The organism is Flavobacterium ovatum, from assembly GCF_040703125.1.
In the GTDB taxonomy this organism is placed as follows: Bacteria; Bacteroidota; Bacteroidia; order Flavobacteriales; family Flavobacteriaceae; genus Flavobacterium; species Flavobacterium ovatum.
Map to the genome: position 1 here is coordinate 3188759 of NZ_CP160035.1, position 18742 is coordinate 3207500.

At 32.0% G+C, this 18742-nt stretch carries 19 protein-coding genes; 14 read left to right on the top strand and 5 right to left on the bottom strand.

The window, feature by feature from the left end; translation table 11 throughout:
* Positions 1-219 precede the first annotated feature (219 nt).
* The 13 genes from ABZP37_RS13380 (at position 220) to ABZP37_RS13440 (ending at position 14449) form a co-directional block, all read left to right on the top strand.
* Positions 220-438, top strand: a complete 219-nt coding sequence (locus ABZP37_RS13380; protein WP_366183614.1) for an HTH domain-containing protein — start codon at positions 220-222, stop codon at positions 436-438.
* Between the two features lie 63 nt (positions 439-501).
* Positions 502-855 carry a DUF6565 domain-containing protein gene (locus ABZP37_RS13385; protein WP_366183615.1) on the top strand — a complete coding sequence of 118 codons (354 nt, stop codon included), beginning with the start codon at positions 502-504 and terminating at the stop codon, positions 853-855.
* A 14-nt stretch (positions 856-869) separates the two neighbouring features.
* Entirely contained in the window at positions 870-2423 is a 1554-nt protein-coding gene (locus ABZP37_RS13390) for a hypothetical protein (protein ID WP_366183616.1), read from the top strand.
* Between the two features lie 27 nt (positions 2424-2450).
* Positions 2451-2786, top strand: coding sequence for a hypothetical protein (locus tag ABZP37_RS13395; RefSeq protein ID WP_366183618.1), 336 nt, complete (start codon positions 2451-2453; stop codon positions 2784-2786).
* An 18-nt stretch (positions 2787-2804) separates the two neighbouring features.
* On the top strand, positions 2805-4460 hold the full coding sequence (locus ABZP37_RS13400) for a hypothetical protein (RefSeq protein ID WP_366183619.1): 1656 nt from the start codon (positions 2805-2807) through the stop codon (positions 4458-4460).
* Positions 4461-4470: 10 nt separating this feature from the next.
* On the top strand, positions 4471-8349 hold the full coding sequence (locus ABZP37_RS13405) for a hypothetical protein (protein ID WP_366183620.1): 3879 nt from the start codon (positions 4471-4473) through the stop codon (positions 8347-8349).
* A 6-nt stretch (positions 8350-8355) separates the two neighbouring features.
* Positions 8356-9693 (top strand): hypothetical protein, encoded by a 1338-nt coding sequence (locus ABZP37_RS13410; protein WP_366183621.1) that lies wholly within the window; start codon positions 8356-8358, stop codon positions 9691-9693.
* Positions 9694-9822: 129 nt separating this feature from the next.
* A complete protein-coding gene (locus tag ABZP37_RS13415; protein ID WP_366183622.1) occupies positions 9823-10383 on the top strand; it encodes a TerD family protein in 561 nt (186 codons plus the stop codon).
* A 23-nt stretch (positions 10384-10406) separates the two neighbouring features.
* A complete protein-coding gene (locus ABZP37_RS13420; RefSeq protein WP_366183623.1) occupies positions 10407-11060 on the top strand; it encodes a TerD family protein in 654 nt (217 codons plus the stop codon).
* Between the two features lie 19 nt (positions 11061-11079).
* Positions 11080-11862, top strand: coding sequence for an OmpA family protein (locus tag ABZP37_RS13425; RefSeq protein ID WP_366183624.1), 783 nt, complete (start codon positions 11080-11082; stop codon positions 11860-11862).
* 368 nt (positions 11863-12230) lie between these two features.
* On the top strand, positions 12231-13229 hold the full coding sequence (locus ABZP37_RS13430) for a hypothetical protein (protein WP_366183625.1): 999 nt from the start codon (positions 12231-12233) through the stop codon (positions 13227-13229).
* A 58-nt stretch (positions 13230-13287) separates the two neighbouring features.
* Positions 13288-13584, top strand: a complete 297-nt coding sequence (locus ABZP37_RS13435) for a DUF6804 family protein (RefSeq protein ID WP_366183626.1) — start codon at positions 13288-13290, stop codon at positions 13582-13584.
* Between the two features lie 31 nt (positions 13585-13615).
* The gene (locus ABZP37_RS13440) at positions 13616-14449 is read left to right on the top strand and encodes an endonuclease/exonuclease/phosphatase family protein (protein WP_366183627.1); all 834 of its coding nucleotides are present in this window, start codon (positions 13616-13618) and stop codon (positions 14447-14449) included.
* A 191-nt stretch (positions 14450-14640) separates the two neighbouring features.
* On the opposite strand, the gene ABZP37_RS13445 is transcribed toward ABZP37_RS13440, so the two are convergent.
* The 5 genes from ABZP37_RS13445 to ABZP37_RS13465 form a co-directional block, all read right to left on the bottom strand.
* On the bottom strand, positions 14641-15306 hold the full coding sequence (locus ABZP37_RS13445; RefSeq protein WP_366183628.1) for a M15 family metallopeptidase: 666 nt from the start codon (positions 15304-15306) through the stop codon (positions 14641-14643).
* A gap of 113 nt (positions 15307-15419) precedes the next feature.
* Entirely contained in the window at positions 15420-15902 is a 483-nt protein-coding gene (locus tag ABZP37_RS13450) for a hypothetical protein (protein WP_366183629.1), read from the bottom strand.
* A complete protein-coding gene (locus ABZP37_RS13455) occupies positions 15902-16414 on the bottom strand; it encodes a hypothetical protein (protein ID WP_366183630.1) in 513 nt (170 codons plus the stop codon). Before ABZP37_RS13455 ends, ABZP37_RS13450 begins: the two co-directional genes overlap by 1 nt.
* Before the next feature lie 51 nt (positions 16415-16465).
* Positions 16466-17119, bottom strand: coding sequence for a hypothetical protein (locus ABZP37_RS13460; protein WP_366183631.1), 654 nt, complete (start codon positions 17117-17119; stop codon positions 16466-16468).
* 18 nt (positions 17120-17137) lie between these two features.
* A complete protein-coding gene (locus tag ABZP37_RS13465) occupies positions 17138-17824 on the bottom strand; it encodes a sugar-binding domain-containing protein (RefSeq protein WP_366183632.1) in 687 nt (228 codons plus the stop codon).
* Positions 17825-18463: 639 nt separating this feature from the next.
* Between ABZP37_RS13465 and ABZP37_RS13470 the strand changes: the two genes are divergently transcribed.
* Complete coding sequence (locus tag ABZP37_RS13470; RefSeq protein WP_366187540.1) at positions 18464-18649, top strand: transposase; 186 nt, start codon at positions 18464-18466, stop codon at positions 18647-18649.
* The last annotated feature ends 93 nt before the right edge of the window (positions 18650-18742 follow it).

Genomic DNA, 18742 nt, shown 5'->3' on the forward strand with positions numbered 1-18742 from the left:
CCCGTAAGGGAATGAATATTTATGGGGGTAGGTTTGGAGAATAATAAAACAGAGGCACTTTTCAGCAAATACACACCCTATGTTTCTAAACAAAATTAATTCTAGTAAAAAAATTTCAGTGATGATCAAATTGAATGCTAGTGAATTAAATAATTTTCGCAAACCAATTCTGATCACTGCATTCTAGTTGCAGTAACGAACAGTATAATTGTAATCTAAATGGATATTAGAATCATTATAAGAATACACAATTGCATAAAGAGCAGTTTAACTGGTACTCCTGGTGAACTTAGTCAAAGACTGGAAGTTTCTGAGCGCACTTTATACAATTATATTTCTTTTATGAAGAACGACTTAAAAGCACCTATACAATTTTGTAAGATTAAAAGAACCTATGAGTATAAAGGAGAGTGTTATTTAAAATTTGAGCATAAATAAAATATTATGGGTATTAATTTACAGAAGAAGCTAATTATAAAATTAAGATCAAAATTGATTTGTTTGCTTTTTATTTTAAGCCTTTCATCATGTCAATCTTTCAAGAAAGATAATTTTTTGAACAGCTTTGAATCATTTGTTAACGATGTTGAATTGAATAGTAAAAATTACAATAAAAAAGAATGGGCAGATTCAGATAAAGAATATTATGCTTATGTCGAAATAAAATATCCTGAATTTAGAGAGACCATGACTGATGCGGAAATAAATACGACAAATGTATTAATAGGGAAATATCAGGCGCTAAAAATCAAATCAGAGATATTGAATATTAAACAAGGTTTAAATGATATTTTGGATCAAGCATCATCTTTTGCAAATGAAATCGTATCTGACACAACTTCAAATAATAAATAATTTTAATAATAACCATGAAAAATTTCATAAAAATCAGCTTACCAATAGTCACTTTATTTTGTCTACAAGGTTGTTGTAAAAAAGAAGATTCAAGTGCTTGGTCAAAATATAAGCCTCTAAACGAGATTGAAAAACATATTGAGGGATATTATGGTGCTTCATTAGGAGGAGAAGCTAATCCTAAAACGGGTAATACAGCTGTGTTTGTAGACTTTTCAGACGGATTGATTCAGGCCTATAATAATAATCCTTCAAATGCTATTATCATTCAAGCAATTACAAACAAACTTGTTAGTCCAGATATAGAGTGGTTTGCTTTGGGAAACTCAAAAATTACAAAGCTTGATTTAGCAAGTAATCAAATTTACAATAAAGTTACAGATCCCAAAGAATATAAAGATATAATGGCTCCAATTAAGGGTGCTCTGCAAAAAATAACATCTTCAAATAATGATGCATTATTAATTACCGATTTTGAAGAATATACAGGTGATGGCAAAGAGCAATTCGAGAATTATCCTAAAGAATATTTTACAAATTGGTTGGCAAAGGGAAATTCAATTACATTTTTCTATACTGATTACTCGGAAATAAACAAAAAATCTGGAATTACTACTTCAAAACATCTCTATTATACAGTGTTTACTCACGGGAAGGCAACAGAAACAAGTATGGTTTCACAAATAAGAAATGCTTTAAAAGGAAGGGTAACAACTAAGATATTTGAATTAAATAATAGTCCATATACTATTTCAAATGACTATGGAGGTAAAGATAAAACCGGAATAGCTAATAACACTTTATCACAAGTGGCAACAACTATTTTAAATGCATCTGCAGATAAGAATTTACCTTATGAAGTAATCGGTGTAGAAAATAATTGGGATGATGGTTTAGATAAATATGTTCAAAATATAATTCAAAAAGAAAAAGGACTTTTTATGAATAAATTACTATTGAATGCATCTGATCAATCTTCTTATAAATTAAAAAAGATAGCTGTAAAGGTTTATGATGTTTCCGATGATTTTGAAAAATATGCCCGTTGCAACAAAGCTAAAAATCATATTCCAGTTCTTACCAAAAATGACAAAAAGGATTTGGTTTGGGATGAAAAATCAAAAAATGACCCAATTACTGTTGAATGCTACCAACCTAACGAGAAAACAATTGTACCCAACTACCTTTACAAATCAAAGGATTCAACTGCTAATGAATGGTCTGAAGTATTTGATGTTGATAGTGGAATATTCAATAGTCATTTAAAAAACGATCCAAAAAAAATCGAGCTAAAATTGATCTTTCATAAGAATTATAAAAAAGATAATTTTAAAAAAGAGGATGCATTAATTAGAATTGATTACATAATTGAAGATGTTACTTTCAATGATACAAATCCCCAATTAAATGATTTTCAATGGACTTCCAGTACTGTAAGGGGAAATATTAATACTTCTCTATCAGAAGCTATACGAAACACTCTTCAAGATCCAAAAGTAAATCCAAAAAGCAAAATATTATATTCTTATTTCATAAAATTTGGAAATACTACCTCGACAAGTAATTAATCAAAAAAAACAATAAATTTTAACATTATGACAGCATACTTTATTTCAGCAATTTTTGCAGGAGCAATGATACTTCTAGCAGCATTTATCTCAAATTCTATCAAGTTTGAAGGAGGTAGCAATCCAACTGACCCTGGTAAAAGAAAAATGTGGTTTTGGATTATGGCTATAATTAATCCTATAGTTTGTTATACTATTGGATGGCTAGTGTTGGCTCCAAATGCAGAGAGTAAACAAATGCAATTTGATGAATATATGGCTGTGCTACCTATTGCAACAGTTGTAGGTTTCTTTATATACATTATTGCCGGGTTTATACTAAGTAAAATTTTTATAAACGGTAAAGTAGGAAACTGGTTTTAATATTAAAAAAAGAAAAAAATGAGTCAAGATAAATTATTTGTTATAGCTATTGGGGGCACAGGAATGCGTTGCCTAGAATCATTTACCCACTTATGCGGTATTGGGATGTTCGACAATCAGGAAATTGAAGTTCTTACTTTAGATACTGACCAAACTAATGGTAATAAAGCTAAAGCTGAAGAACTCATTCGACTATATAATCGAGTGAAAACTTTTGGCTCAAATGAAGGAGGCACACCTAATGCCAATACATTTTTTTCAGCAAAATTAAACCTGCATAGATATTGGACAAATTACGCAGGATCTGGTAGAGAAAATTATAAAAATCTATCAAAAATATCCACAGGTGTACCTGAGCAGCAGCAAAAAAACAAACTTATATCTGATTTATTTTTGGATACTGATTCTGTGCAAGAATTTGATTTAGCTCATGGTTATCGTGCCCAAACTCACTTGGGTTCAATGCTTATGTATCATGGTATAATCGAAGCAGCACGTAATATCGCTAAAGGTGTTAATGTTCAACCCGAAGAAAAGGATTTGAACTCTTTCATGTCCAAATTAGAACAAGTAGGAGCTAATGCAAGGGTGTTTATTTTAGGATCTGTTTTTGGAGGCACTGGCGCATCATCCATACCAGTTATTCCCAAAGCTCTTCAAGAATTTATCAAAATTAGGTCCGGAGGTAAATCAGATATTGACTTCTCAAAAGTAAAGTTTGGAGCAACTTTACTAACTGAATATTTTACATTTAAGAAACCTGATAATAATCAAAAATCAACAAAACGAGATAGTGTAATCGCAGATTCTTCATTCTTTCCTTTAAATAGTCAAGCCGCTTTACAATTTTATCAAGGTGACCCTACGGTAAAAAAGACTTATAAAACTTTATACCATATTGGTTGGCCCATAGTAAGTAAAAAAGTAGACGAAGAAGGTAAAGAAAAAACAGAAACAGGCGGAGCAAATCAAAAAAACCCATGTCATATCACTGAGCTACTAAGTGCTTGTGCAGCTTATGATTTTTTCACACGTAAAAAAGGAATGGATGATTCAACTGCAGATGCTGAGTATGTATACAAAGCAGTCGAATTTAAAAACAATTCTTTTAATTTTTCTTTTAATGACTTCGTTGGTAATGAAAATAAAGCTGGGGAAACTTTTGCCAATAGATTAGGAGCCTTTTTCTCATTGGCACATATATCTCTAACCGTAAATAAAGCTTCTACTGGGGATTCTGGAATAAGAGGTTTTATTACTAGATGCGATCAACAAAAATTAACCCAATATAATTCTATTTCTGATGACGATTGTGATGATATAAATAACTATTTCAAACAATTTGCCTACACTTTTGAAAATGAAAAGTTTATTCCAGGTTGGCTGTATCAGATTAGAAATACGGTTGCTCCAGGAACATTTATGTTTGATAGTAAAGCTTTCCCTGACACCTCCAGTGAATTAAAAAAATTAGATGTAGGAACATTATTTAGTGATGCTAAATATCACTGGCCCAAGGGGAGAATTATGTCAGATCGGTATGACACTTTCGTTAAAGACCAGCTTATAAAACAAAATTACAAAGAAGAGCAAAAAGTATCGACTGTTAAAGAAAAATTTATGGCACACATTTATAATGCCATTACTGAATCTCAAGCAGAATTAACAAAATAAATTTAAAAAAATGGCAGATAATCAAATAAAGGCACTTGCTATAAAAGTTCAGACCAAAGATGAACCAAGTGGTGTGCAATATGCTTGGGACAAAATACCTCAAATACAGGTTTTTACAAAAAACATTGTTATTCCTGAAATTGCAGTTGATAAAGATGGAAATACATCAGTAGATATCGGATCTATTGTATCTGGTATGCCCACCGTATACGCTAGAGCCAATTTGTTTAGAAATGCCTTGGATAACGTTACGGATATTAAAGCTGAGGCGACAGGCCTTATGCTTTTCTACAAATCATTAATAAGTGAATGGAAAGGTTTTATAAGTTGCATTGCATTAAACTATAAAGATTTTGAAATAGAGAGAGTTCATTTGTCTTACACTGATGGTAAGACAATAATGGACACGGAAAATATTTATGAACCAATTGGTGCTTTTGGCAATGTGCTTTTTGAACGAAAACCTTTATGGTGTGACCAATCCTTATCAAATAATGCCGACAAAATTCCATTTATAGATGTTATTAAGTTTAAGGGTGACGTAGTTGGGGGAACATCTCCTGATTCATTCCTATTCACTTCAGTATCATATAAAATAAAAGAGAAACTACCTTTTATTAACGTTACTAATGGCAAGTTTATAGATCCTTTACAATCTGATTTAAACTTTGAAGAACTTTCAAATATTTATGGATATGCTAAGCATATCCTAAATAATATTGAAAAATTCAGATACAACTATAATGGTTTAGAAGAGTATTTAAAACCAGATTACAGCAATTTATCAGGCTGCATCCAAAATTGGATGTCTGACATGATCAAATATCAAGAAACAAAAGGATACCCGAGGTTAGATAACCCTACTCCTCCAGAAGTTGGTTCAATTTTCCATTATCCTTTTAACCTTCTTTTTAATTATTCTACAGAATTGTATGGTTTAGACGGTCAAATTTCTAGTGATGCTACTGAGGGTAGCATTGCATTTGATCCCAAAGACCTCTTGTTACCTGATACTACCGAAATTGCCCGAATAAGATTTGGAGGTGCAGAAATAAAAAATTATTTAAAATCAAAACCAATTCTATTATTAGAAGCAACAACCTTAGGCCAGCCAAACGACTATAGCTTTTTTACATTGCCGCTAACTCCATTAGCCTTAAATTTATTTGGTTCGCAGCTTGATGCATTAGTTGGTTTAGATGACAATTCGAATGTAAAATCAAGAATAACAGCAATATATGATCCTAATGATAAAGATGGTGAAAAATTAACTGTTAAACTGAATCTGTATACTAAAACTGGGGCTTTAATAACAAAAGAATTAAAATACAATGTAAATCACGAGACTATCAAAGGTAAAGATATATTGATGTGGCCGAACTTTATTTCAAAACAATGGAATAGATATTTCCTTTATTCGGAGATCCCTCATAATGATATAAAATTTCAGGCAACTCCTTTCATTGGCGATGTTAATGACCCTTACTTTAGAATTATTTTAGATGAAAAAGGAGTTCCTGTTTATCTTGCTGATAAAGGAAAATCGACTTTACTTGCTGATAAAAACAGTAAAAATATTAAATTTGAATTGCATGTTAGTTCAAATCCTGCTATCGCAGACAACGCCTACAAATACGAAATATACGAGAGTAATCAACCTTTTAAAGGAATAAAGTTTGCATTCAATGGTATCGATTGTGGTTTTGGAATTATAAGATATCATGCTACTGATAATACAGTTTTACCACATAATATGCTTTCTATTACTAAAAATTTAATTGGAGCTAAATTAGGTGTAGATTTTGGAAGTACTAATTCATCTGTGGCTTATTATTCTGAAGGGACAAATTCCGTTTGCGATAATCTTATATTAAAGAACAGAAGGGTTTCTCTACTTTCTGATGATGCAAAAAATAATGATGAAAGACCAGCGGTTGAAGACGAAATTTTCTTTTTTCAAAATGATGAAATAATTACCAATTCAATAAAATCAGTTCTAACTATCCATGATACAAGAAGATTGGTAAATGAAGACAATATATCATCTGATTCTTTGGCTTCACAAATTGTAAAAGGAGGATTTCCCTGCTTTGAAAAAAACCTACCAATTGAAAGTGCTCAAAACAATTTATATACTTTAAATTATAATAGAGCTGGAAAAGCTGAAATAGTTTACAACATGAAATGGTCGACTCAAAGTATCGACAAAAGTTATAAAAAGGCATATTTAAGCTCTTTGCTGCTACATGTTTATGCTCAGCTTTTTATAGAAAATCATGAACCAAAAACATTAAAATGGTCTTACCCGTCCTCAATGGGCAAAGATTTATTATCAACCTATCGCGGTATTTGGGATTCTTTAAAAGAAATTAACCCAATTATAAGTGACTCCAAGCCATTAGTCATCTTTCCTCCTTCAGATCTTTCAGATCTTGGTGATACTTCTTCAGAAAACTCTTGGAGTAGCGAAGGGAATAAGGAAAATTCTAGCTGGGGACCATCTGATAGCGGCAATAACAGTTGGGGTACTGCACCAGAGTCTATACTAATGCCAGTGGATTCAGGCTGGGGTGATAGTAATACGAAGCAAAATGTAAGTACAGTAGTTGATATTGCTACTGAAACTAGTCCAATCCGTTTTGATTTTAAAGAATTAGATAATGAAGAATCTTTAACTGAAGCTTGTGCTGTAGCAAATTATTTACTTAGACCTGGAAAAGGTATAGAATTAGGACCAGATGAATTAGTCCTTTGTTTTGATATCGGTGGAAGTACTACAGATATATCTGCATTATGTCAAATGAGTGGCGGAAAGGCGATGATTAAGCAAAATTCGATCCGATTTGCAGCGCAACGCGTTGCTGATGCAACTAGGTATTCACCAAACTTCAAATCGGTGTTATTGAAAATGTGTGAAAGGAAAAAAATTAAAATTGAAGGATTAAATACTCCCAATAATAAATTTACAGAAAATACAGCACCCTATTATTTTGAACAAGTGGTAGATAGATTAGATGCGACTGATTTTGATGATTTTTATAGACTAATAGCTGCCGAATGTAAAGAGATGATGAGTGTAAACTTATACGTCACGGGTATGATTATGTTTTACGCAGGCCAGCTAACGCAGAAATTAAGAACCGAAATTGTTAAATCTGAGGATGCTCCCGCAGCTGTTAAAGCTCTTGCGCCCAAAATAAGAATAGCATTTGCAGGTAAAGGAGCTAGGATTTTTGACTGGTTCAATGCTGTGAATCCAAAAGCCGCAAATGACTACTATACACAAATGTTCATTAGAGGTATTGGAGGTGAGGCTGTAGCAAGAATAACTATTAGACCTATAAGCATAAATCCGTTACAAATTATAGACATCAACGGACAAAAATCTGACAATAATGTAGATGTAAAATATGAAGTGTCAAAAGGTTTAGCAATTCCAACAGATCAAACAAGAATATTAGTCCCTAGAAATAAAACTGCAATTGAAGTTTTAGGAGAAGAGAATTTTTGTATTGTAACTTCTACCGGAGAATTCAAATACCTAGAATCTTCTAATTCCATTACCAATGAAATGATGGAAAATATAGGTGAGTCATTTATTTGTCTTCCTCCACAAGGTAAGCAACCTTGTCCTAGGTTCATGGATTTTGCTGATTTATTTTATAAAGTGTCCTCTTCAATGTTTGGACTGAAGATGAGCCAAAATGAATTTATGGCTGGCTTTCTTGATATGAATATAGTAAATTATATTAAAGGAGAATCAGAATTTATAGAAGCACAAAAGAGAAAAAAAGATCAGAAGAAATTTGACTACGTAATACCTATAATTATTTTAGAAGGTATGAAATTTTTTGAAAATCATTTGATGAAAGCAATTCGTAATTCTTAAGTATAGATGGCATTTTGTGTACTAATAAAAATTTCAAAGTATAAGGTTTCTTTTTGGTATCAATCAGAAAGAAACTCTTATGCACCATTAATACTGAATGATTTAAACGAAATCCCATTATATTTTTATGTAAATGGAAATGATTTTATTTTTGGAAATACTGTAGCCAAAGATCGCTTTAATTCTAACCACCCAAATGCGTTCGGAAATTATTTTGAAATCATAAAAAACCCAACGCAACATTTTAATATTTATGGTAACGCAAAACCAGTTAAACAATTGCTTTATTATGGAATAGAGCAGTATTTATCTCATTTTATCAATGCTATTTTGTTTAAAAATGATTCCATTGAATCCTATAGACAAAATTTCCCCCTACGTTTTTGGTTTGACACAGATTTAGAAGAAAACGAAAAATCTTTAATCGAAAATCTGTTTTTAGAAGCAGGTTACGATAATGTTGAAAGAGTTAATTTTAACGAGTCTCTAATAGAAACATTAACCATTAATAGTGTTATAAACAGTAATATGTCTGTTTTACTACTTAATGGCATCGATAACAATTTATATCTAGAACTCTTTAAAAATATAAAAGAACCAGCGCAGGGCTTTTCAAAATTATTAGGTCAGGGTTCAGATCTAAGGATAAATATTTTAGCAGATATGATTCTTGAAGATATACTTGCGCAGAACTCTTACCTAACTTTAAACAAGGAAAATGAAATCGCAACGCTACTCTCTATTTCATCTGAGTTATTAGAAAAAAGTACTACAATAATAAAAGGGAATGCAACTTTAACTAATGGAAAACAATATTATTTTGAAGTAAATAAAATTAGCTTGAATGAAAGATTATTGTACTCATCAAATGACAGCATCATGTACGCTGCCATCGATGATATATTAAACTCAAATAGCGTATCCATTAACAATACAATTATACTGTTAGGTAGTAAAGGAATAAATACTTCTTATTTATTGAAAAAATTACTAAGTAGATACCCAAATGTAAAAGGCGTAGAAACATCAAATAGTAATGATGCTATGAAATTAATTTTTTCTAAAATAGGCCAATCGGGATACGTAGCAATAAAAAATAAGGCCTTAAAAACCCCAATTATTAATATCCCACCCCCTAGCCAAAGTACTAAAACAGTTGTAAGTGCAAGTACAATAATAAATACGCCTCCAATTATAAATGTGCCACCAAGAATAAAAACACCACCTGTAATAAAAACAGAAAAAAAGACAACTTTACCACCTCTTCCAGATATACCCAAGTTAATACTGACTACTAAAAGTAGTAAATCACCTCCACCACCTCCACCAATTCCTAAGAAATAAAAAGGTTACAAATAAGGGAATAGGGATTTAGTATCAACCTATTGTCATTTGGAAATAGAGGTTGCTTTTAACACAAGTAAAAGTACTTCAAGTCAATGTCAAAACATAAACAATCTTAAAAAAAATATTATGATAAATCTAGAAAAGAAAAAAACAATTAACCTAACAAAATCAGCTCCTTCACTAAGTAAAGTTAGAGTTGGTTTAAGTTGGGATGATGTACAAATTAATGGAAAATCACCCGATTGCGATGCTTCAGTTTTCATGCTTGGCGAAAACGGAAAAGTTCCTGCTGATGGATATTTTGTTTTTTTTAATAACCTTATTAGTGAAGACAATTCTATTACACACAATGGTGATAACAGAACGGGAGCTGGTGATGGTGACGATGAGACAATAGATATAAATCTTTCACAAGTAAGCCCATTATGTGTTCAAATGATCGTTACAATTACAATACATAATATGGATGAGGGTTTTAATTTTGATACTGTAAGTAAACCGAGTGTTCGTATTTATAATAGTGCTAATAATTCGATTATTTGTCAGTATGAATTAAGTGAGAGTTTTTCTGGTTGTGACTCACTAATTATCGGACGCCTCTATAGAAAAGGGACAGATTGGGAGTTTGAAGCAATGGGTCAGGCATTTGCAGGAGGGCTTGAGGCAACTGTAAATTTGTATTGTTAGTAATAAATTTAATATAAATAATTATGAGTAGTTTTAATTTAAGTAAAGGTGAAAGATTTTCTCTTAGCAAGTCAGCACCAGGTTTATCAATTGCACGTATAGGAATGGGTTGGAATCCAAATGAAGAGCCAAATGGACCTGATTTTGATTTAGATGTTTCTGCATTTGCAATTAATAGCAACTATAAAATCCCATCTGACACTTATTTTGTTTTTTATGGTCAAGTTCGCATGGGAAATTGCATCGAAGATGAAACAGAAAAAGGTTTTTCTAGACCAATTACTGCGGATAAATCGATTTTGGGTGCTATTGATGACCCCGACGGAAGAAGAAGTGATGGAAATGATGATGAAGATATGATTTTTGATTTGTCAAAAGTAAACTCTGATATTGAGCAAATAATCATCTGTGCTTCAATTTGTAAATATCCACATGATAATAAAAAAGATAAAAGGACATTAGCTCAAAACTTTGGGATGGTCGATGACTGTTATATTAGGATAATAAATGAACAAACTGGAGAGGAAATTGTACGTTATGATTTAGCTAAGCAATTCATTAATGAAGATGCCGTTGAATTTGGTCGTTTATTCCGAGTTGGAAATACATGGGAGTTTGAAGCCATGGGCAGAGCACATGACGGAGGTTTGCAAACACTTGTAGATATGTATACATAATTAACTTAAAATTTATACAATGGCATTCAACTTAAATAAAAGTGAAGAATCAAAGGGAAAATTTGATTTATCAAAAAATAATATTGAAGCAGCTGGAACTTATTCTGAACCAATAATCGAAAAACCTGGGAAATCAAAAAAATGGTTGTTTGTATTGGCTGGCTTAATCTTAATAGGTGGTGCTAGTGGGTATTTCTTATTAGCTTCAAAAGACTCTAAGAATATTACAAATGAGGCTACATCTATTTCTCCAATTAAATCGTTTCCTGATGAGGAAGGATTATCTAATGCTACAGGTGAAGTAAAAGACAGTTCTAAAGGCTCTAATGAAAGTATTCCAAGTGATGATAACCTCAGAAATAGAAATTCTGAAGCAAAATCACCCTCGAATAATGCAAAAACGGTTCTACCACAAACGAATGAAACTTCTGCAATCGGAGCAAATTCAAACAGTGGAAATTCTTCAAATGATTTACCATATAAAAATGGAGAATATTATAATATCTATCAATTTCCTTTTGGTGTAGCAAACTATACTTCTTCAAATGTTGAACTTGATAATTTAGTAAATGTATTAAGGAAAAATCCAGAATTAAAGATTTCAATAATTGCATATACTGACAACATTGGAGATGCGATTGTGAACCAAAAACTTTCTGTTAAAAGAGCAAAAGCTATTTTTAATTATATTGTTTCGAAAGGAATCATTGCTGAAAAAGTTTCCTATGAAGGAAAAGGTATTTCAACAAAATATGCAACTCAGGGCGAAAACCGAAGAGCAGAATTTATAATTAGAGGTTAATAAATCACTTAATAAAGGAGTATCTGCAAAAACAGATACTCCTTATTGATTAATTTAGATCAAAAAAAAATCAGTAACGTATCAACATTTACTGTAGGTCCGTTTGAAAAAAAGAAGCTCTTTGAATTATTTTAGTTATTTGTCCCAAAAATTAAAATTATTATTTTTTATTAATCATTAACAATTGGTTCGTATTCAGCCTTCAATCCACAGCTAAATATACTTGTATTCGATTTAAATATAATTAATTTCAAAGCAGATATAATAGATTTGTTATCAATTTATCTTAATTAATACTGGAGTAAAAAGATTAAAAGTGATAAAATATTTATCACTCATAATAATAAATAAAATAATAAATTCAACTAATGAATCAACATCCCATTTTCTCAGAACATCCCGGCTTGATTGCAGTATTTGCAGTAGCTATTATTATAATGCTATTATTAGATCTAGGCTTATTTAGTAAAAAAAGTCACGAAGTTTCAAATAAAGAAGCTATTTCTTGGTCTCTAGTATGGATATCATTGTCCATGTTATTTAGTGGTTTAGTATACTATTATGCGGGACCTACAAAATTTTATGAATTTCAATCAGCTTACTGGATTGAAAAGGCTCTATCAGTTGATAATTTATTTGTATTTATCTTAGTCTTTAAATTCTTTGATGTAGCTAATAAAAACAAACATAAAGTCTTGTTTTATGGAATTATAGGAGCATTAGTTTTAAGAGCAATTTTTATATTCTCGGGGGCTTTCTTAATAGAATTGACATATTTAAATAAAATATTAGGCTACTTTGGAGTTTCTGGATTTACTTACAACATAAATATAATTATGACCTTGTTTGGTTTGTTTCTAGTATATGCAGGAATTAAATCCTGGTCAGCTGGCGACGAAGACGATAATGAAGATTACAATGATACTAGGGGCGCTAAAATGATACGAAGAATTTTCAATGTTAGTGATAAGTATGATGACGATAAGTTTTTTACAATTCAAAATAGTAAAAAATTAGCAACTCCATTATTAGTTGTTGTAGCTGTAATTGAATTCACTGATTTGCTTTTTGCAGTAGATTCAATACCAGCAATTTTCGCCATTTCTAGCGACCCGTTTATTCTATATACATCTAATATCTTTGCAATTTTGGGACTTAGAGCCTTATTTTTCTTATTAGATAATTTTATCCACTTATTTGGTAAATTGCAATATGGATTAGCATTAATTCTATCATTTATAGGTGTCAAAATGATTATTTCTCCTTTTTATCATATTGACTCTGTATACTCATTGATTGTTATTGCTAGTGTTTTATCGATTTCAGTACTAGCTTCAATGATGTTTCCTGAACCTATTGAAGCCTAAATTATCAAAAGCTGACAATGGCCTCGGTACAACTGGCCATTGTTATTAAGCAATTATTATGGACAAATTAATAAAACTAACCCTCTTTATAATCCTACTCGGCTGCCTCCTTCCCTTACCCTACGGCTATTTTCAATTCGTTCGGTTTGCAGCCATGTTTGGATTTAGCTACTTAGCATACTCAGCCTCCTCACAAAAAAACAAAAATGAAGTTTTTATTTACATAGCCTTGGCACTTCTTTTTCAACCATTTATAAAAATAGCATTAGGAAGAACCATTTGGAATATTGTTGATGTAGTTGTTTCTATTGGCTTATTGAGTACTATTGTATTAAATCCAAAAAAGCAAAAATAGAAACCTGCTTAAAATCACATCATAATACATAATGAAATCACTTTTGAATAATTACAAAACACAAATTCTAGGAATTATACTTTTTCTTCTCTCCTATTCTACTGTTTTATCCGCTCAAACCAAACTCCTGTCTTGGAACATAGAAAACTTGGGCAAATCCAAATCGGATAGCGAAATCACTTTTATGGCGAATACTATAAAAGACTTTGATATTATTGCGATTCAGGAAGTGGTAGCGGGTTATGGAGGTTCGCAAGCGGTAGCGAAACTAGCCGATGAACTGAACAGAAAAGGAAATCATTGGGATTATACCATAAGCGAACCCACTTCGAGTAGCGCTTATAAAACGGAACGTTATGCTTTTATTTGGAAAACCAATAAAGTGAAAAAATTAGGTTCGGCTTGGCTCGAAAAGAAATACCATTTGGAAATCGATCGTGAACCTTTTTATTGCACTTTTGAGGCAGAAAACAAGACCTTTACATTGGTGAATTTTCATGCGATTACCAAAAGCAAACAACCAGAAACAGAAATCAAATACTTCAAATTTTTACCTGCCGAATACCCAACACTGAACTTAATTTTTACGGGGGATTTCAATTGTCCGCAGTCGCATACGGTTTTTAATCCGTTGCGAAAAATGGGGTACGCTCCTATTCTTACCAACCAAAAAACGTCTTTGAAAAGAGATTGTATTTTGGACGAATGTTTGGCATCTGAGTATGACAACCTATTTTACAATTCGAATAAAGTGGTCATTAAAAACGCTGGTGTTTTGTTTTTTTATAAAAAATTCAACTCTTTACAAGAAGCTCGTTCTATCTCGGATCATATTCCGATTTGGGCGGAGATTGAAATGAACTGATAAATTAATTGGTCTCCAATAGCATGTGTAGTTTGCGTGAAGGATAGCAGCGAAAATCCTTTTTTGGGGCTTTTTCTGCCCCAAAAAAGATTGTAGCATCCCGAAGCGTCGGGAGCCTGACCCGGAGTTTTTTACGGAGGGGCACGCCCAAATTTTCTTTATTCTATTTTAAGGTGCTTAAAAAAAACAATTTACTTCCCTTCGCAATCCCATTTTTCATTGGAAACTTTGTCGGTCAAGGCTGATTTTAAATTATAATGCCACCATTCCGAATCAAAGGAATTGAAGTATTTGGCGGTCATGATACTTTTAAGTAAGGCTCTGTTTTGTTTTACTTCGTCGGTTATCTTTTCGTAATTGTGACTGGCTTCGACACCAAAATGATCAAAAGGCGTTCCCATATCCAACTCTTTTCCGTTTTTATCCACGAGTGTAATATCCACTGCTCCTCCTCTATTGTGAATGCTCCCTTTGGCGGGATTGGCCACATATTGCGCATTGGAAACAATAGCCCACATTTTTTTTTGAATATCCAAAGGGCGGTAGCAATCAAACAACTGAATGTGATAGCCTTTTTTCATAAATTCTTTGTTGACTATAACCAAGGCTTTGACGGTTTTTAACCGTAAAAAACATTCGGCACAATCATAGACTTTCGCTTTCAAAAAATTGTCCTCCGTAGCATATTTCATATTGTAAATAAAATCGGCACTATAATCTTTTAGATTTACAAAAGTAGTATCATTTTCTTGAGGAAGCGGATTTAGACTTTTTACACTTAGTGGTAAAGTCGATTGACAAGACAACAATACGATCGAAACGATAAGTGGAATTATAAAACGGATAGAAATGTACATTGTGTTTTTTTGAATAAAAATAAGTAATTATAATCCAAACGGTAAAACTATTATAAAAAAAAGAGGCTTTATCATGCGGTAAAACCTCTTTTTGAAATCTAATCTAATAGATACTAAAACCCTTTTGCTTTTGGAGTTTGTGTTCCACTTTCGTAACGCACATTTTCTTCACTATCTAATTCTTTGAAGTAATGGTAATATGAACCATATCCTCCATTTTTATTTTCTAGTTCCAATCTTTCTATTTTCCATTCTTTAAAGCCTTTGGAAGCAGCATCTTGATCACCAATTAAGAAAAAGTAATCGTTTTTTGAAATTACTTTTCCATCTTTGTCTGTTAATTCTAAATTCACAGAAAACTTAGACTTTACTGTTTTTAATATTTTTTCATCTATAGAGAAAAAAGATTTAGCACTGTTTTCATCAATTGTATTTACAGAGAAATTCTTGTTTAAAACGATGTTTCCAGAATCATCTTTCACTTCAAATTTCACTTTACAATCTTTGTATGACTTGTAGAAGTCATCAATAATCCAGATATTTCCTTTGAAAGCTTCGTTTTTATCCCAACGGCGTTTTTTGAATTCTAAATTCACTAAAAGTGGTTGATAGGCTTTTTGACAAAATAGTACGAATTTTTAGGTTTGCGATAATTATCTACAATTGCCCATTTCATATCTGGTCCATAAGTAATGTAATGACAAAGTGCAATCCCACTTAAACTAGGTTTAACACGACGGAAATGCTCAATTCCATTTTGGAAAATAATTCCTTGTGCATCTTGAGTAGCATTAACAAATTCTTCTAGGGAACCTTTCATTTCGCTACCAAATACATCCCAGTTTTGCATGCGTAAACGAGTCAAATCGGCCCAATGGTGTCCCCAACTCAATCCTGGTGGCCACATTTCATTTTCTGTAATAAATTTCTTCAAACTTTCAACCGAAGGAACCGAAGTGATTGCAAATTCTGGTACGATAGGAAAACCATTGGCTTTTGTTTGCAACCAATCTTCATGCAACCATTCTCCCATATCGTAAAAATATCTTAAGGCATGAATCGCTTCTTTTGGTTTGAAACCAGCTGCTTGTCCTACTGGATCGGTCATTGGAGAATCTGGAACGAAAGGTAAATCTACATGTGCTTGATATGAATCTCCCTAACGCTCTAGGAAATCACGACCAAATTTAGGATCACGAGTTCTAAACATCATTTCTTCTCCACCTTCCATCATGATTAATAAAGGATGGTTTCTACGGTCAATAACAACTTTTACACCTTCGTTAAAGATTTCAGCTAAGTTTTTCTCATCAGATGGAATATTCCCTGTACCTAACGAAATCATATCTTGCCAAACGGTCATTCCCATTTCATCACAATATTGATAAAATTCTGGAACTTCAGGAGGATGCCATCCAAAAACACGAATGTTATTCATATTCATTTCTTTGGCCAAACGAATCAATTCTCTATAATCGCTCATTTCTGTTCGTCCTACAAAAATATTTGGTGGACCTCCCCAACAAGCTGAACGAATAAAGTGGAATTTACCATTGATATACGTAGAACGCGGGAATGTAACATCAACATCTTTCTTGAAACCTGGATTCCATTTGGAGGTCACTTCACGTATTCCAAATGTTGTCTCTTTTACATCTTGATTTATTTTTCCATCTTTAATCGAAATTTTCGATTGGTATAAGTTTTGATCTCCAAGATCCCAAGGCCACCATAATTTAGGGTCTTTTATATATACATTTTGGCTCACTTTATGAGTCCCCTGTGCAATCGTCCTTTTAAAATCAAATCTCATTTCGCTCATTTTGAAGTTTTACCCATTTAGAGAACCTTCAAAAGTAATTTCTTTAGGCTGATTGGTCGTATTTTCAACCGTTATTTCCATATTTACATCAGCAGAACCATTTTTATTTAGTTTTGTATGTGCATATACATCCGTAAAAGGAACGTTACCAGTACGAACCATTTTTACGGGCCCTACAATACCGATTGGCGTAATATCCCTCCAATAGTCACCAAACCAAGGTGTTTTTTTACCAGCTACAAAAGCATTTACCTGCGGTGGCGTATCAAGTTTTACCACCAACATATTTCGTTCTTTAAGGAAATCCCATTTGTGAATTCTCAAATATTCGTTCACATTGAATGAAAATTTAGAAAAAACACCTTCATGTTTCCCTAAATAATGACCGTTTAACCATACTTCGCAACCATAATCTACACTTTCAAAAACAATATCAACCATTTGGTTTTCTACTCCTTCAGTAACACTAAATTGTAGTGCATACCACCACTCATATTGTTGTACCCATTGTGCTTTCACACTATTACGACCAAAATGTAGATCATCAATCACCCCTGCTTTCCATAAATCGATATAAACATCACCAGGAACTTTAGCATTATTCCATACTAACGTTTCAATATCTTCTGCAGGAAGTTTATGAAGTCCTTTTTTAATTCCTTCGCCCGGAAGCATCATTTTAAATCGCCACCTCATTCCGTTTAAATCCGTCACCTGCTCATTTGTCTATTCCAAAGATAAAGTCGTGTTAGGCTGAGAAAATGTAAGAGTAACGGAGCCTAATGCTATAAAAATGGCAAAAAACATTCTAATTTTTTTTTTTATATAAACAATTTAGTTAGTTAATTAGATTTCAAATTTGTTAAAATAATTTATATTAAAAAAAATGTTTATATATAATCTTAAGTATATCTGGTTTTTAGTTTAAAATTAAACGCTTTTAACTTACAAAGAAACCCTCAAGGATATTTATTTGAAATACATTAAGGGGAACTACACTTATGTTAAATTATATAAAAAAAAATATGGAAAAGGTACTTAAAATCAGTTCTGAATTACAAAAAGAGAAACTAACAGAGTTCTAACTTACTGATTTAGAAAATAAATAATAAACTTCAACAAAGTGCTTCAGATACTTTTACACACAGTAAAATACTAACTTATAAGACAATGCAATGCCTATAAAGTCGTAAAAATTCTAACTAGGTTAATAAATTTTAAAAAAGGTTTTTCTGTTTATACTGAATAGTAATCCTCAAGAAAAAATATTGAACTAGAGCTATATATGTATCTTTAATATATCCCTAAAATTTCACTCTAAAAAAACTTTCTATAATACTCAATTCTGTAAAAAACAATGGAGAACTAGCCAAATGGCATGAAAAAGTAGATCAATCTGGATTTAAATCTTTCGGCACAATCTCTCGTACAATTACAAATCATTATCAGACCATATTAAATTATTTTGACAACAGAAGTACTAATGCCTCTGCAGAAATGAAATTCATGAACACCTATTAATTAAAACAATAAAATGTGAATAATCATTCGATGCCAAAATAAAAGCATTCAGATCAAAATTCAGAGGTGTTAGAAATATAGAATACTTCCTGT

Bases quoted from the DNA above. Each gene is read 5' to 3' on its own strand.
- ABZP37_RS13380 (WP_366183614.1), top strand. From the start codon at position 220: ATGGATATTAGAATCATTATAAGAATACACAATTGCATAAAGAGCAGT.
- ABZP37_RS13390 (WP_366183616.1), top strand. From the start codon at position 870: ATGAAAAATTTCATAAAAATCAGCTTACCAATAGTCACTTTATTTTGT.
- ABZP37_RS13395 (WP_366183618.1), top strand. From the start codon at position 2,451: ATGACAGCATACTTTATTTCAGCAATTTTTGCAGGAGCAATGATACTT.
- ABZP37_RS13400 (WP_366183619.1), top strand. From the start codon at position 2,805: ATGAGTCAAGATAAATTATTTGTTATAGCTATTGGGGGCACAGGAATG.
- ABZP37_RS13405 (WP_366183620.1), top strand. From the start codon at position 4,471: ATGGCAGATAATCAAATAAAGGCACTTGCTATAAAAGTTCAGACCAAA.
- ABZP37_RS13410 (WP_366183621.1), top strand. From the start codon at position 8,356: ATGGCATTTTGTGTACTAATAAAAATTTCAAAGTATAAGGTTTCTTTT.
- ABZP37_RS13415 (WP_366183622.1), top strand. From the start codon at position 9,823: ATGATAAATCTAGAAAAGAAAAAAACAATTAACCTAACAAAATCAGCT.
- ABZP37_RS13420 (WP_366183623.1), top strand. From the start codon at position 10,407: ATGAGTAGTTTTAATTTAAGTAAAGGTGAAAGATTTTCTCTTAGCAAG.
- ABZP37_RS13425 (WP_366183624.1), top strand. From the start codon at position 11,080: ATGGCATTCAACTTAAATAAAAGTGAAGAATCAAAGGGAAAATTTGAT.
- ABZP37_RS13430 (WP_366183625.1), top strand. From the start codon at position 12,231: ATGAATCAACATCCCATTTTCTCAGAACATCCCGGCTTGATTGCAGTA.
- ABZP37_RS13435 (WP_366183626.1), top strand. From the start codon at position 13,288: ATGGACAAATTAATAAAACTAACCCTCTTTATAATCCTACTCGGCTGC.
- ABZP37_RS13440 (WP_366183627.1), top strand. From the start codon at position 13,616: ATGAAATCACTTTTGAATAATTACAAAACACAAATTCTAGGAATTATA.
- ABZP37_RS13445 (WP_366183628.1), bottom strand. From the start codon at position 15,306: ATGTACATTTCTATCCGTTTTATAATTCCACTTATCGTTTCGATCGTA.
- ABZP37_RS13455 (WP_366183630.1), bottom strand. From the start codon at position 16,414: ATGACCGATCCAGTAGGACAAGCAGCTGGTTTCAAACCAAAAGAAGCG.
- ABZP37_RS13460 (WP_366183631.1), bottom strand. From the start codon at position 17,119: ATGAGATTTGATTTTAAAAGGACGATTGCACAGGGGACTCATAAAGTG.
- ABZP37_RS13465 (WP_366183632.1), bottom strand. From the start codon at position 17,824: ATGAGGTGGCGATTTAAAATGATGCTTCCGGGCGAAGGAATTAAAAAA.